Here is a 13815-nt window from a genome sequence, read left to right as displayed (position 1 = left end):
GATCAGTGCGACGTGGTGGTTTCGTAGGCCTGACGGTAGCTCTGGCCATCGACATCGGGCCTGGGATCGACGGTTAAGTCAGGGTTCAGTCGCCACGGAGGCTCCACCCCCTCGACAACAGCCGCAGCCTGTCGACAGGCACCGGCTGCGGCGCATTCTCCGATGGAATGCACAGCCACCGGTCGACCCCACAGATCGGCAACCCATTGTTGAAAGGCAGCCGAGCGGGCACCACCACCCGTGAGGTGAAGCTGACCTGCCGTGTCAACGCCAGCCGCGGCGAGAGCTTCGATGCCGTGCATCAGCCCGCAAACGACACCGATATGAACCGCAGCCGCAATGTCGGCACGAGTCGTGAGATTGTCGAGTCCGAAAAACGAGCCCTTAGCATTGGGAAGGTTCGGTGTCCTCTCGCCATCGAAATACGGTTTCAGGACAACGGTCGGCGCGGGCAGCGTTTCGAGGGCAAGGCGGGCGAACTCTTGCTGGTCGGCCGCAAGCCAGCCAGCAACCGTGTCCGTCACGCGGGTGGCATTGAGGGTGGCAACGAGCGGAAGATACCTCCCTGTTGCATCGGCGAAACCGGCGACGACGCCGCTCGCATCGGTTATCGCATTTTCGCTCACCGCGTACACCGTCCCCGACGTGCCAAGCGACATGACAAGGTCGCCGGGCTCGAGTCCGAGGCCGTAGGCAGCACCCATGTTGTCACCGGTGCCGCAAGCGACCGACGTCCCGAGGCGGAGACCAGTCTCTACCGCAGCTATTCCGGTGACCTCACCTGCCGAATCCCACGGACCGAGCACCCGCGGCAAACGGTCAATGATGCTCCGTGGATCGCCAACGACGAGACCCAACAGCGAGCCTTGGTAGGCCCCGGTGAGGGGCGACCACCACCCCGTACCTGATGCGTCACCCCGGTCCGTGATGCGCTCTCCGGTCAACCGAAATGTCAGAAAGTCGTGCGGCAGCATGAAAGATGCCGTCTTCTCAAGGATGTCCGGCTCGTTGTCCGCAAGCCACGCAAGTTTCGTGATGGTCATTGAAGCTACAGGTACCAGCCCGCACGCCTGAACCCACGCCTTTGTACCGATTTGTTCGACAAGCCTTGCTGCTTGCGGTGCCGATGTCGTGTCATTCCACAGCTTCGCCGGACGCAGAGGGAGGCCATCTCCGTCAAGACACACCAGGCCGTGCTGTTGCGCAACGACGGATATTGCATCGACACGTTCGAGATGCTCAGCGACTTGGGCGAGGGCTTCGCACAGTGCAACCCACCAGCTCTCCGGGTCCTGCTCGCTAATCGGCGGCTGGGTCGTCGGATGCGACGCACGACCGGTCGCCACCAGTTCACCGGTTGCTGCGTCTCTGATCTCGACCTTTGTCGACTGTGTCGAGGAGTCGACGCCTGCCACCAACGTCATTTCGTGGACCAGATGACCCTGTTGACCTCGTTTTCGAGCAGTTCCTGGTGTCCGGACACCGGCGTCGGATCGAGACCGTCGGCAGCCGTCTCTTGTGCAATGACGTCGAGGCTTGCCTCCTCGGAGAAAATCAGCAGACCAAGATCGGACTTCCAGCCGGCGTAACGGTCGGCACGTCCGCGGTCGAGGGCACCATCGGTGATAAGAGCATCAGCGACAAGCAGCGAACGGGCGAGCGTGTCAATGCCCCCAATGTGTGCGTGGAAGAGATCGATGCGGTCCATGCTTTGACGACGCAGCTTGGTGTCGAAATTGAAACCCCCGGTGGTGAATCCGCCGGCGCGGATGATCTCGAACAGCCCGAGAGACAGCTCATCGACCGAATTGGGAAACTGATCGGTGTCCCACCCGTTCTGGGGGTCCCCCCGGTTCGCATCGATACTACCGAATATCCCGTTGTCGACAGCGTACGCAACCTCGTGGTGAAACGAGTGTCCGGCAAGAGTGGCGTGGTTCACCTCGATGTTCACGTTGTATTCACCCGCAAGGTCGTAACGTTCCAGAAACCCGTGCACAGTGGCCACGTCATAGTCGTACTGGTGTTTCGTCGGCTCTTGCGGTTTTGGTTCGATGAGGAGCGCGCCCGTGAAACCAATGTTGCGTTTGTGGTCGGCAACCAACTCAAGGAACCGCCCGAGTTGGTCGCTCTCACGTTTCATGTCGGTGTTGAGCAGCGTCTCATACCCTTCGCGGCCGCCCCACAGCACATAGTTTTGCCCGCCGAGCGCATGTGTAGCGTTCAACGCATCACGGACCTGAACCGCTGCATGGGCGAAAACCTCCGGATCTGGATTCGTCGCCGCACCGGCGGCGTACCGCGGGTGCGAGAAGAGGTTCGCAGTGCCCCACAACAGCCCGACACCCGTCGCTGCCTGTTTCTCGGCGGCACGATCAACCATCATGGCGAGGTTTGACCGTGACTCATCGAGGCTGGCGCCCGGCGGGGCCATATCAACATCGTGGAAACAGTAAAACGGAGTGCCGAGCTTCTCGAAGAATTCGAACGCGGCATTCTGTTTTGCTCGCGCGGCCGCCATTGGGTCATCGGTCGCTTCCAGCCACGGTCGGTCAAATGTGCCAACACCAAAGACGTCATTGCCTGGCCAGTTGAAGCTGTGCCAATAGCAGACCGCTATCCGCAGATGGTCTTCCATCCGGCGACCCGCAATGATGCGGTCCGGGTCGTATACCCGAAAGCCCAGACCGTCGCCTGGGTCCGTGCCCGCAAATGCGACTCGGTTGGGAACGTCGGTAAAGAAATCGGTCATCATCATCAACTCCGGTACACCATACGGCCACTGCACAAAGCTGAGATCTTCAGAGTGCCAGGCCTCGTTCCTCTGAGAATACATGCGGGCAAACCCTTCGTCGATGTCTGTTGCTGCACGACGAGGTGCCTGGCGACAAACCCGCTAGTCGCGTGGGCGGTTTGTCGCCGCGCTCCCGTTCAACGCGAGCGCCCACGTCGCGGTACTAGCCTGCGATCGTACGTGCACGATCTCGCGGGCAATCGGTGAAAATGAAGCGCGCAACGAAACGACGTCTGTGGCTCGCGGCTGCAACGGCCGCGCTGCTGATCGTCGCCGCTTGTGGAGGCAGCACGAGCACTACCGCAGTAGCCCAACAGACAACCACTCCGCCTGCGACGACCACAACCACTGCAACTACGCAGCAGCGGACCAGTACATCCGAAATACCGCCCGAGGATACCCCCAAATGCGAAGGCCCCGTAGACAACGTCGCACTCGGCTCAACTATCAACGCGGAGGTTAAGGGCGACGACCCCGAGCTTTCGCGCATGTACTTCTGCGTGGACGTCCCAACAGGCGTCGACAGCTTCACGGTTTCTCTCACGGGGTTGACCGCGGACCTCAGCCTCTTTGTGGGGTACCCGGATCTCGACACAGTCAAAAAGGGTGGGGTTGGTCTCCGCACCTCGGGCACTAGCGACGCCGCGGATCATGGCATAACCATCGATATCGACCCCGACCTTATCTGGAGTCCCGGCTCGTACTACATCGAAGTGAGCGCAGGGAACCTGACGATATCGTCAATGTTCACCATGACCGTCAGCACGCCGTAGCCCGAAAAGGCAATGGCGGCAGGTTGGCGCCAACCCGACAAACTGGTGCCGCAGTGGCGACAGGGATCTCACGATGCGTCCGACGTCAAGCGCCGCTGATTGCCTCCTCAGCTACGACAAGATTGTCCGCACCAATGACTACGCGGTCTCCAGTCGCCATGTAGAGGATGGTGACTTTGGCGCCGGCGTCAGCAACCTTTCGGGCCAAAGCCCCGAGGCCGCCAGGCCGTACATCAACATCAGCGATAAGCACCTCGTGTTGGTCGATAGGGCCGAAGCCCGCGTCAGTGGCAGCGCTGCGGGCTTTGGGCGCATCGTCATCGGTGACGACAATGCGAACGTTACGACCGTCGATACTTGGGTAGGTACACGAAGCTTCCATCGGAACTCCAGCGTTTCCGATCGCTTCCCATATTTCGGCCGCTGGTCGATTTGGGCCGATTACGAACGTAAGTTCTTGCATAGATGATCTCCTATTGGTTTCGTTCTGAACGCGCGCCAAGGGCCCGGCTCGCCAGTCACTGGTTGGTTGGTCTTGTGTCTCACCGGCAGCGCCCCCGGTCAACATGCGTCCCCATCGTCGCGGTTGAGAGGTAGTCCACGATCTCGGACGCGGCAAGGGCATACACTCCACTTTCGCGGTCGCTGCTTATCGCGAACAGCATTGCAATGTATTCACCTTTGTCGTTGAGCAGAGGCGCGCCAGACGTCCCCCGTTGGACGTCCGATCGGACGTCAACCGCTGCGCGTTCGACCGTCCCATCGTTGTAGATGTCGGCGGTGCGGGCGTTGACATTTCTCAGCACTTCGTAGTCGATGAGAGCGATATCGGAATCTACCGTCATCGCCGCCACTACGCCGGACGTTCCTGGTACCGCCTGCGCCGCGTTGATCGGTGTGCCGTCGAAGCCATCGACAGATAGGACGGCAATGTCGAGTTGATCATCGAAAGCCATGACATCGACGTCGTGCACACCGCCGAGTGAGTCGATAACACGCAGATCTTCTTCGACACCGGCGATGCCGTGAGCAACGGTCACGATTGTTCCCGATGCGACCACGAATGCGGTAGCGAGAATCGGTTTGAGACACGCGGTACCCGCCAACCGAACAATGGAATCTCTGACATCGAGCGGTTCAACAACGGCACGTTGCGATCCGCAACTCGCGCCCACCACAACGAGAGAGAGCAAGACGATGTAACGACGGACATCATTGGACACTGATCTCATACTCTCCGAATACCAGGTGCGTACGAAGATACACAATGCCTTCGACCGGAGACAGGTCGGCAGTCACCGCAGAACCATCGGCGCACTGCAGCGGCTTCCTGCCGCCAACGGTGCCGGACTGGCGAGCAATTAGCCCAACTCGGAGGGACGTCCTCGTCCGCCGTAGCCGCATATCGTCACTCTGCATCCTCGGCGCGGTGCTCGAGTTCGTGCACTTCTTCTGCGAACTCTGCTGCTACCTTTTTCATACCCTCGTCGTCGGCGCTGGCCTTCTCAAGCTCCTTTGTAAGTGCCTCGAGTTCTGCGCCGCCCGCCATCATCATGATCAGTTCGTCTCTCGAGATCTCATCCTTGCGGAAGTCACCCATCGACTTTCCGCGGTTCAGGATGAGGAACCGGTCACCCACCGGGTACGCATGGTTCGGGTTGTGGGTGATAAAGATCACGCCCAACCCGCGGTTGCGAGCCTCGATGATGTACTTGAGCACCATCCCTGACTGTCTAACGCCGAGTGCCGACGTCGGCTCGTCAAGGATCAGGACCTTCGCACCAAAGTAGGCCGCGCGTGCAATGGCGACGGACTGGCGCTCGCCACCTGAGAGCGTGCCGACGGCCTGCTCAGTGTCACGAATGTCGATGCCCATCTTGGCCATCTCTTCTTTCGCAATGCGCGATGCCTTGGCCTTGTCGATCCATTTGATCGGGCCGAAGCTCTTCGTTGGTTCGGCGCCGAGGAAGAAGTTTCTCCACACAGACATGAGTGGAACAACAGCAAGGTCCTGATAGACGGTCGCGATGCCAAGCGCGAGAGCGTCACGAGGCGACTCGAAGTGCACTTCTTTCCCCTCGACAAGCAGCTCGCCCTCGCTCTGCTGGTGGGCGCCGGCAAGGATCTTAATTAACGTCGACTTGCCTGCGCCGTTGTCACCGAGCACGCACGTAACCTCGCCTGCGAGGACCGAAGTCGTGATGCCCTGGAGTGCGTTGATGTTTCCGTAGTACTTCGAGATGTTGCGCATCTCAAGCAGTGGTGTGCTCATCGTGCAGCCTCAGCTTTCTTCCGCACAAAGTTATTGACTAGGACCGCAAGTAAGAGGATCGCCCCGACGAATAGGAACCGCCAGTCCGAGTTCCATCCTGCGAACGGAATCCCTTGAAACGACATTGCCATGATGAGGGCCCCGAGGGCACCACCGGCGACAGACCCGTATCCACCGGTCAGCAAGTTACCGCCGACGACCGCGGCGATGATGTAGAAGAACTCCTGACCGTCTCCCACGCTCGCCTGCACAGAGTTCAGTCTGAATGCCAACAACATGCCGACAACAAAGGCAGCGACCGAGACCGTCATGAAAAGGATCGTTTTTGTCCGTGCTGCCGGGACACCGACCTCGCGGGCGGCCTTTTTGTTGCCGCCAACCGCAAATGTCCAGTTGCCAAACCTCGTCCGCATCGAAACGAGTCCCGCGATCACCGCAAACCCGACGAACCACAGAATCGAAACACGGTAGTTGAACACTGCTTTTGTAGCTGCAGCCTCCTCTGTTGTCATAAACATCAGCCTGACAACCACCGAGAGCACGATCAGCGATAGTCCCGCCATAGTGGCGGTCCGTCCAAGGCGGTCGGCCGCCGTGTGTTGACTCGAGCGTGCAACAAACAAGAGCCTCATGAGTCCGGCGAGGAACACAGCCAAGGCAAGGAGCAGCAATACCGCAAAGAACTCGGAGCGGAACTTGCGCGACGCTGCTTCGCTTTGGATCAGGAAGGCGAGACCGACAAGAACCAATGAAACGACCGATGTCAACACGAACTGCGTGATCGGCGAGTCCTTGGCCGAACCACGGGCCACCATCAGAGGCAGCGCAATGCCGGCAATGGCGCCCGCCGCAAACAACGCGGCCCGCAAACCTTGAACTGTGAGCAAGAAACCAACAATATCCTGCGAGGTTGAGTCGACACCGATTGCGATGATGCTGCCGGCGATCACCGCAGCGAGGCCGATACCGACGTTGCGTTTGCCAGAACTTGTGAGAGAAAATGACCCCCGGTCTGATACCCTCTCGAATCGCCAGCTACCGACACCGAGAGACGCAAGGATCATGCCGGCACCTGCAACGCCCCCGTAGAGCCAGTTCGACGAAACTCCGTCGCTGGACACGAGTCCGATTAGGCCGCCGACCGCGACAGCGAGGCCGACCGCCGTAACGATCCTGCCGCTGAAGTCCTCTAAAGCCTTACGTCTGTACGACATTTCGAGAAGGCCGTACACGGTCGCCGCCGCACCGACGATGATTAAGACGCCAAACACGGTCCCCCGCGTGTCGAGTATGTGGGTGTTTCGAGTCCACACCGAACCGAAAATATTCGACCAGAAGGCATGCCCTGAGCCCTGGTTGAGTCCCTCCACGATGACCTTGGAAGTGAACAGTTTGGCGAATCCGAGCTTGGCGCCGATTAGCACGAAAAACGTTGCAAGCGTCACTATGAAACTAGGCAGCCCCGTCTTTTCCACGACGGTACCGTTGAACCATCCAATCGCCAGCGCAAAGATGAGTACGAGCGGGATGGCGATGAATAGCGATAATCCGGCGCCGCCAAATTCTCCCCTGTCTTTGACGAGCAGCACCACCAGGATTCCCGTTGCCCCGGTCATGGCACCAGCCGAGAGGTCGAATTCGCCGCCGATCATCAGCAGGGAAACTGCCACCGCCATGATGCCGAGGGTGGCCGAAACGTCGAGGAAGTTTGCGGTTCCGGCAGCGGTGCCGAACACGTCGCTGACGAGCCAGAAATACACCCAGATGACCGCTGCCCCGACCAACGCTCCAATCTCAGGCCGCGTTAGGAGACGCTGGACCGGCCCCCGATAAGCGAGTCGCTCGTCGATCTTTTCCGCATCAACGACCGCAGCAGCTTCTGATGTGCTCACGTGGCCTTCCTTCGGTCATGGACCGTTCCCCGGTCCGCGTTCTTGATATCTCGGTGGTTGGTTGCCTTGTCGGTCCGTGAAATATGTAGGTCTGTAAAAGCGTGCTGGGGCCGAGACTAGAGTGTCCCGACCCCAGCATGCATATGCTATCAGTCGCTAATAGTTACCGGGTGCCAGCGTTAACGAGAGCCTTCACTTCGCCAACGTTGTCTTTGGTAACGAATCCTGGACCCGTGAGGATCGGCAGACCGCCACCAGCGGTGTTGAGGTTTGTGACCTCAAGGAACATCAGGATGATCGGCAGGTACCCCTGGAGGTACTGCTGCTGATCGACCGTGAAGTCAACGTCGCCGGCTTCCATGGCTGCAATGATGTCGTTCGAGATGTCGAATCCACCGATGAAGCAGTCACGACCAGCCGTTGTGCATGCGCTCACCGCACGCACGGCGATGTTCGGACCCGTGCCCAGAACACCATCGATTTCAGGGTTTGCAAGGAGCAACGCAGAAATCGAGGCCTCTTGGCCTGTTGGGTCATCATCGCCACCGACGAACTCTGAGATCACGGTGCCGCTGAACGTCTCGCCGAGACCTTGGCAGCGCTCCTCGAGCCCGACATTGCCCTGCTCTTGACGAGCACACAACACCGTGGTTGCGCCGAGGTCGTTAAAGAACTCACCTGCGCCGTTACCGGCCACAACCTCGGTCTGACCGACGTGCGTCGTAGCGCCAAGATCTTTGTACTGGTTTACACCAGAGTTGATCGTGTAGAGCGGAATTCCCGCATCAGCGGCCGCCTTCGCTGCTGGACCAACCGCTTCAGGGGCTGCCAACGAAACACCAAGTCCGTCAGCACCGGCCGCGATTGCGGCTTCGATGTCCTGGACCTGCTTCTCAGGATCGTTGAAAGATGGGCTCCACACGAGCTTCACACCAACAGCCTTGGCAGCATCCTCTGCGCCGCGCTTAACGACTGACCAGAACGTGCCGTCGTCGGCGTGCGTAACCATGTAGAACGTCAGGTCTGAACCCTGACTGAGTGTAACGGTCTCGGTTGTTGTCGTCGTTCCGTCGCCACCGTCAGCGCCAGCCGTCGTCGTTGTATCTCCGCTGGCACCGCTGGTTGTTGTATCTCCGCTGTCACTGCTGCACGCGGCAGCCACAAGCAAAAGTACAACGGCGACTGCGAATAGTCTTGTCCGTTTCATGCAATGAACCTTCTCATCCTCGAGACGCCATTTTCCGCGCCTCTCCGTCGAAGGGTCGATCACTCGACCCTCGTTGAAATAACTACTGGAAGCACCGGCCAAAATGACCGGTTGGAACGTTCCAATAGAATCGGAGCGTAACCGCGTAGAGAGCCAGCCGTCAAGCACGATCAAGATCGAATCTAGAACGAACTGCGGACCAGACCGACCGAGCCGTGACCGAAACGCCAGCCGGACCACATAAGACGAAGGCCGGAGTGATGCCACGACGTCTACGACGGCGGTAACTACTTGAGCGAAAGACGCACAACCTGCAAGTAGTCGAGTTCTGGGGAACTCGCTGAACGCCCGAGAAGGCGGCGCCCAGTTCTTGCTAGGCGGGAACGAACTTCGATTTTTGTTGGAACGTTCCAATAAATTGTTGCTAGGGTGAGTTCGCCCACCGCGAGGAAGCGGGTCGGTGAGTGGTCAAGCAGGTCGTAGTCGGCCATTGCAGGGTTCGACGATCGAAGGAGTGTCACCATATGACCGAAGAGATCCGTATCGGACTCGTTGGTTTTGGATGGATGGGTCAATCTCATTCACGCTCGTATCGTTCGATCCCGACCTACTTCCCCGAAGCCGGGATCATGCCGAGACTCGTCGCAGTGGCCGACAATGCTCCAGACCGTGTGAAGTTGGCACTCGACAACTTCGGCTTCGAATCAGGGACGGCCGACTGGCGAGAGCTCGTCGCCCGACCTGACATCGACGTGATCGACATCACAGCGCCGACATCCTTTCACCGCGAAATTGCAGAGGCAGCCGCAGCCGCCGGAAAACATCTGTTCTGTGAGAAGCCCGTTGGGTCAAGCCCTGCCGAGACCGCGGCCATCGAACTAGCCGCGCGCAAGGCGGGTGTCATCGCGGGCTGCGGCTACAACTATCGATGGGCTCCGATGGTGCAATACACCAAGCAGCTCATCGAAGAAGGCAGGCTCGGCGATTTGACCCACTACCGGGGCCGGTTTTTTTCCATGTACGGCAGAGACCGACTCGGCGTGCTGTCCTGGCGGTTCCTGCAAGAAGAAGCCGGATACGGCGCTCTCATGGACATCATGTCTCATGCGGTCGACCTAGCGCTGCATCTAGCGGGCCCCATCAAGCGGGTCGTGTCTATGAAGAATACTTTTGTAACGGAGCGCCCACTGCCGGTGCCCGGAAACAGCACCCACTACGACCGGGGATCGCCAGACGACCCTACAGGAGCCGTCACCAACGAAGACTACGTCGGGGCGCTGATCGAGTTCGAGAACGGTGTGCGAGGAACGCTCGAAGCTGACCGGTCCATCTTTGGTCCGCAAAGCTCAATGGCGTTCGAACTGAACGGTTCGAAGGGGGCAGCATCGTGGGATCACGAGACGCTGAACCAACTCAAGCTCTACCTCCCAGACGAACAGCCGACCGATGGATTCATTCAGGTGTTGGCAGGCGACGGACTTCCCCACCAGTCAAACTTCGTCCCAGGAGGAGGCAACTCGATCGGTTTTGAGGCTATGAAGGTGATCGAGGCCCTTGAGTTTCTCAAGTCGGTTGCTGCTGGTGAACAGCACTCCCCCGGTCTGCAACACGCAGTCGCCGTGGCCAGCGTGCTCGACGCGATGGTCCGATCTTGGGAGTCCGACGGGTGGGAATCCGTGATCAACCTCACGATCGAATAGATAAGGGCGTCCCATGACAACTAGCCAACCCGTTCCCGCACTGCAACAGAGGTTCGCAACCAAGGTCGCGCTGGTCACCGGGAGCACCCAAGGACTCGGAGCCGCGATAGCCCGCAGATTTGCGTCGGAAGGGGCCAGCGGCATCGTCGTCACCGGACGGGACCAGACCCGGGGACCGTCCGTGGTAGCGGAACTCGAGGCGCTCGGGACTCGCGCCGTGTTTGTGCGCGCTGACCTTGGCAACCACGACGACGTCCTTCGGCTCATCGAACAAACCGATGAAGCATTTGGACGAATCGATGTTCTTGTCAATTCTGCCGGTACCCCGCTGCGCGGAACGATCATCGATACCGACCGTGAGCTGTGGGACACGATCATGAACGTCAATGTCCGGGCGCCGTTTTTCCTGACCCAAGGCGCCATCAAGATCATGCGGCGGGAGGGGACTCCAGGCACCATTGTCAACATCGGCTCGGTCACTGGCTATGGGGGACCGCCGACACTCACGCCGTACTCGATCTCGAAGGGCGCGCTTATCCCGTTCACCAAAAGCGTCGGATACGCAATGTCGAGGGACCGCATCCGCATCAACACACTCATGATCGGCTGGATGGACACACCAGGCGAAGACGCCACACAGAAGCGGTTTCACGGCGCTGACGACGGATGGCTGACCGACGCGGAGGCGAAAACGCCATTTGGCAGATTGCTCAAAGTCGACGAAGTAGCATCGGCGGTTGCGTTCCTTGCCTCGGACGACTCTGGCATGATGACTGGTGCGGTTGTCGATTTCGATCAAACCGTGATCGGCGCAGGTCCCGCCCCTGCTCTGCGCCAAGATGAGGTCCCCTGACCATCCCAAATTTCGAGCCGGGTCAACCTAAACCGGAGACGCACCATGAACAGGACGCTGACCGACAACGTAGCGGTGGTAACGGGGGCAAGCAGCGGCATAGGAAGAGCCACTGCATATACCATGGCCGAAGCTGGGGCGACCGTGGTGTTGGCGACAAGACGCACCGATCGTATCGAAGAAGTCGCGGCGACGGTGACCGTGCGCTTGCGGACGCCGTAATGTTTGCCCTCACCCAGCCCGCAAAGGCAAGGACGTTCTTGATTGGGATGCGTCCAATGTCTGAGCCGTTGTGATCGAACGACGGAGGGTCTTGATCCCTCACGTCGATGACCTCGGGTGCGCCAGTGGTGCCAACAAAGCAATGGTGCAACTCGCCGCCTCTGGGGCGGTTACATCGGGCTCTGTCATGGTGCCTGCAATGTGGTTCGCCGACGTCGCATCGATCGCATCTGCCGAGGACCTTGACCTTGGAGTACACCTGACATTGACTTCGGAGTCGGCAGCGGCACGGTGGCGACCGGTGTCAACGACAGACCGGGCGACCGGGTTGTTCGACCCGACTGGATTTATGTGGCCGACCGTGCGAGAGCTACGAGACTCGGCCGACCCCGTGGCGGTTGCCGCAGAGATGCGCCGACAGGTGGACTTGGCGATGAGCAACGGGATCGACGTGACGCATCTCGACCATCACATGGGCGCAGCGCTCGCACCCGAATTTGTCGAACACACCGTCGACCTGGCTATCGATTTCAACCTCCCGATGCTGTTCGCCAGCGACATTGCAAGCATGCTCGCGGCCGTCAAGCTGGGAGAGGTCGATATTGCGGTACTCGAAGCCGCCCGCAGACGGGCGACCAAGCATGGTGTCGCGGTCGGCGATACCTTTCTCATGCCGCTGATCCACCGGGGCAGATCAGACCACGAATTGGTGCTCAAGAAGTGCCTTGCCGATGTCGGGCCTGGCGTCACGTACTTGTCGCTGCACTGTTCGGCGCCGGGAGACATCGAGGCCGTCCACCCCAAAGACGCTGCCTGGCGCATCGGCGAGTACAGGGTCTTCCGCGACGCGACATTCCAGGAGTGGCTTGCCAACCAGGGCATCGACATTGTCGGCATGCGTGGTTTTCGCGACCGGCTCAGGGGCACCACCCCGTCAGGCTGACACTCCCTCGGGAAGACCCGTCCTAGCCGAACGCTGCACGGCCTTGCCGATCGCGACAGCCCTGCCGCTCTCCGCAGCCCCCGGCACTTCGAGGGCTTCGCCCGCTATCCGGGCAGCAAACGCCTTGGCCTGGTTGGCGACACCCGCAGCGGTGGCGTCGTTCGTGACCGAACCTGCAAGCACGCTTGTGCCGGATGCGGTGGCGATCCGGGTCTGACCATGGGGAAGCAAATCGATCAACAAGGCACCCTCAGAGCCGAGAATTTCAGTGCGCACATCGTCGCCGTAGCGGCTGTTCCGGCTGAGATCGACGGTAGCGGCAACACCATTTGATAGATCGAGCATCGCGACGAGATTGTCGACGTCTCCGGAGCTGCCAACCGCCTCGTCGACGAGCCGGAGGTTTCGCCCGAACACCGACGTGACTTGCGAATTCGTGAACCATTCTGCAAGGTCGAATTCGTGAACACCGCAGTCGATCGCTAAGCCGCCGCTGACTGCGGGATCGCAGAATTCCGGTGGCGGCGGATTGGCGTCCCATTGGCTGAGCCGGATCATCACCGGGTCGCCGATCGCTCCGGCGGACAACGCCCGCCTTGCCGCCACCCATGGCGGGGAGAACCTCCGCCAGAACCCAATTTGGAGAGTCAACCCCAACGTTGCAGCGAGATCTCCGAGCTCAGTGCTTTCGACGGGATCGAGCGCCAGTGGCTTCTCGCACAGAACATGTTTGCCCGCATCGAGCGCTTGTCGCACGATGTTCGGGTGTGATGGTGTCGGTGTCGCGATGAGCAAAGCCTCGATATCGTCCGTATCGAGAACCGCATCAATGGCGGCGTGGGCCGCCACGTTAAGTTCCCGCCCCAGCCTTTCGACAACCTCGGCCCGACCGTCGACAATCGCGACTAGATCAATCTGGTCGAGCTCATTGAGAATGCGGGCATGGAACTCCCCCATCCTCCCCACACCGACGATCGCAAGCCTCAGAGGTGTTGACATGATGCTGACCCTATCACCGTCATCGCATGTGACGGATCCGGTACCGACGACTTCTCGCGCACGAACGCGACGAAGGTGGGCGAGCGACGGTGGACGCGCACGGGCGCGTCGTGGTATTTTTTAACGACCGCGTTCGGCTTCCGGATCGCGCAGCCCCGAC

14 protein-coding genes are annotated in these 13815 nt (G+C 59.9%); 5 read left to right on the top strand and 9 right to left on the bottom strand.

What is annotated here, in order from left to right:
• Positions 1–2 precede the first annotated feature (2 nt).
• Both xylB and xylA read right to left on the bottom strand, forming a co-directional pair.
• Entirely contained in the window at positions 3–1436 is a 1434-nt protein-coding gene (gene xylB / locus IIC71_06860; GenBank protein MCH7668906.1) for a xylulokinase, read from the bottom strand.
• Positions 1421–2755, bottom strand: a complete 1335-nt coding sequence (gene xylA / locus IIC71_06855; GenBank protein ID MCH7668905.1) for a xylose isomerase — start codon at positions 2753–2755, stop codon at positions 1421–1423. Before xylA ends, xylB begins: the two co-directional genes overlap by 16 nt.
• Before the next feature lie 248 nt (positions 2756–3003).
• On the opposite strand from xylA, the gene IIC71_06850 reads away from it, so the two are divergent.
• A complete protein-coding gene (locus IIC71_06850) occupies positions 3004–3567 on the top strand; it encodes a PPC domain-containing protein (GenBank protein MCH7668904.1) in 564 nt (187 codons plus the stop codon).
• A gap of 85 nt (positions 3568–3652) precedes the next feature.
• On the opposite strand, the gene IIC71_06845 is transcribed toward IIC71_06850, so the two are convergent.
• From IIC71_06845 to IIC71_06820, 6 genes are all read right to left on the bottom strand, one after another.
• The gene (locus IIC71_06845) at positions 3653–4030 is read right to left on the bottom strand and encodes a hypothetical protein (GenBank protein MCH7668903.1); all 378 of its coding nucleotides are present in this window, start codon (positions 4028–4030) and stop codon (positions 3653–3655) included.
• Between the two features lie 79 nt (positions 4031–4109).
• Positions 4110–4799, bottom strand: a complete 690-nt coding sequence (locus IIC71_06840) for a trypsin-like peptidase domain-containing protein (protein ID MCH7668902.1) — start codon at positions 4797–4799, stop codon at positions 4110–4112.
• 176 nt (positions 4800–4975) lie between these two features.
• On the bottom strand, positions 4976–5839 hold the full coding sequence (locus IIC71_06835; protein MCH7668901.1) for an ATP-binding cassette domain-containing protein: 864 nt from the start codon (positions 5837–5839) through the stop codon (positions 4976–4978).
• Complete coding sequence (locus IIC71_06830; protein MCH7668900.1) at positions 5836–7731, bottom strand: hypothetical protein; 1896 nt, start codon at positions 7729–7731, stop codon at positions 5836–5838. The genes IIC71_06835 and IIC71_06830 overlap by 4 nt, the downstream gene beginning before the upstream one ends.
• A 163-nt stretch (positions 7732–7894) precedes the next feature.
• Complete coding sequence (locus IIC71_06825) at positions 7895–8938, bottom strand: substrate-binding domain-containing protein (protein ID MCH7668899.1); 1044 nt, start codon at positions 8936–8938, stop codon at positions 7895–7897.
• A 287-nt stretch (positions 8939–9225) separates the two neighbouring features.
• Complete coding sequence (locus IIC71_06820; GenBank protein MCH7668898.1) at positions 9226–9462, bottom strand: hypothetical protein; 237 nt, start codon at positions 9460–9462, stop codon at positions 9226–9228.
• Here IIC71_06820 and IIC71_06815 point away from each other — a divergent pair, their 5' ends adjacent.
• The 4 genes from IIC71_06815 (at position 9463) to IIC71_06800 (ending at position 12656) form a co-directional block, all read left to right on the top strand.
• On the top strand, positions 9463–10638 hold the full coding sequence (locus IIC71_06815; protein ID MCH7668897.1) for a Gfo/Idh/MocA family oxidoreductase: 1176 nt from the start codon (positions 9463–9465) through the stop codon (positions 10636–10638).
• A 13-nt stretch (positions 10639–10651) separates the two neighbouring features.
• Positions 10652–11491 carry an SDR family oxidoreductase gene (locus tag IIC71_06810; protein MCH7668896.1) on the top strand — a complete coding sequence of 280 codons (840 nt, stop codon included), beginning with the start codon at positions 10652–10654 and terminating at the stop codon, positions 11489–11491.
• Between the two features lie 45 nt (positions 11492–11536).
• Complete coding sequence (locus IIC71_06805; protein ID MCH7668895.1) at positions 11537–11713, top strand: SDR family NAD(P)-dependent oxidoreductase; 177 nt, start codon at positions 11537–11539, stop codon at positions 11711–11713.
• 70 nt (positions 11714–11783) lie between these two features.
• Positions 11784–12656 carry a ChbG/HpnK family deacetylase gene (locus IIC71_06800; protein ID MCH7668894.1) on the top strand — a complete coding sequence of 291 codons (873 nt, stop codon included), beginning with the start codon at positions 11784–11786 and terminating at the stop codon, positions 12654–12656.
• Here IIC71_06800 and IIC71_06795 read toward each other — a convergent pair.
• Positions 12648–13655, bottom strand: a complete 1008-nt coding sequence (locus tag IIC71_06795) for a Gfo/Idh/MocA family oxidoreductase (protein MCH7668893.1) — start codon at positions 13653–13655, stop codon at positions 12648–12650. The genes IIC71_06800 and IIC71_06795 overlap by 9 nt on opposite strands.
• Between the last annotated feature and the right edge of the window lie 160 nt (positions 13656–13815).

This window comes from Acidobacteriota bacterium (assembly GCA_022562055.1).
GTDB lineage: Bacteria > Actinomycetota > Acidimicrobiia > Spongiisociales > UBA5794 > BMS3BBIN02.
Note: the sequence above shows the minus strand (reverse complement) of the source record. Positions and strands in the feature narration are given on the sequence as shown.

Bases quoted from the DNA above. Each gene is read 5' to 3' on its own strand.
- xylA (MCH7668905.1), bottom strand. From the start codon at position 2,755: ATGATGACCGATTTCTTTACCGACGTTCCCAACCGAGTCGCATTTGCG.
- IIC71_06850 (MCH7668904.1), top strand. From the start codon at position 3,004: ATGAAGCGCGCAACGAAACGACGTCTGTGGCTCGCGGCTGCAACGGCC.
- IIC71_06845 (MCH7668903.1), bottom strand. From the start codon at position 4,030: ATGCAAGAACTTACGTTCGTAATCGGCCCAAATCGACCAGCGGCCGAA.
- IIC71_06840 (MCH7668902.1), bottom strand. From the start codon at position 4,799: ATGAGATCAGTGTCCAATGATGTCCGTCGTTACATCGTCTTGCTCTCT.
- IIC71_06835 (MCH7668901.1), bottom strand. From the start codon at position 5,839: ATGAGCACACCACTGCTTGAGATGCGCAACATCTCGAAGTACTACGGA.
- IIC71_06825 (MCH7668899.1), bottom strand. From the start codon at position 8,938: ATGAAACGGACAAGACTATTCGCAGTCGCCGTTGTACTTTTGCTTGTG.
- IIC71_06820 (MCH7668898.1), bottom strand. From the start codon at position 9,462: ATGGTGACACTCCTTCGATCGTCGAACCCTGCAATGGCCGACTACGAC.
- IIC71_06815 (MCH7668897.1), top strand. From the start codon at position 9,463: ATGACCGAAGAGATCCGTATCGGACTCGTTGGTTTTGGATGGATGGGT.
- IIC71_06810 (MCH7668896.1), top strand. From the start codon at position 10,652: ATGACAACTAGCCAACCCGTTCCCGCACTGCAACAGAGGTTCGCAACC.
- IIC71_06805 (MCH7668895.1), top strand. From the start codon at position 11,537: ATGAACAGGACGCTGACCGACAACGTAGCGGTGGTAACGGGGGCAAGC.
- IIC71_06795 (MCH7668893.1), bottom strand. From the start codon at position 13,655: ATGTCAACACCTCTGAGGCTTGCGATCGTCGGTGTGGGGAGGATGGGG.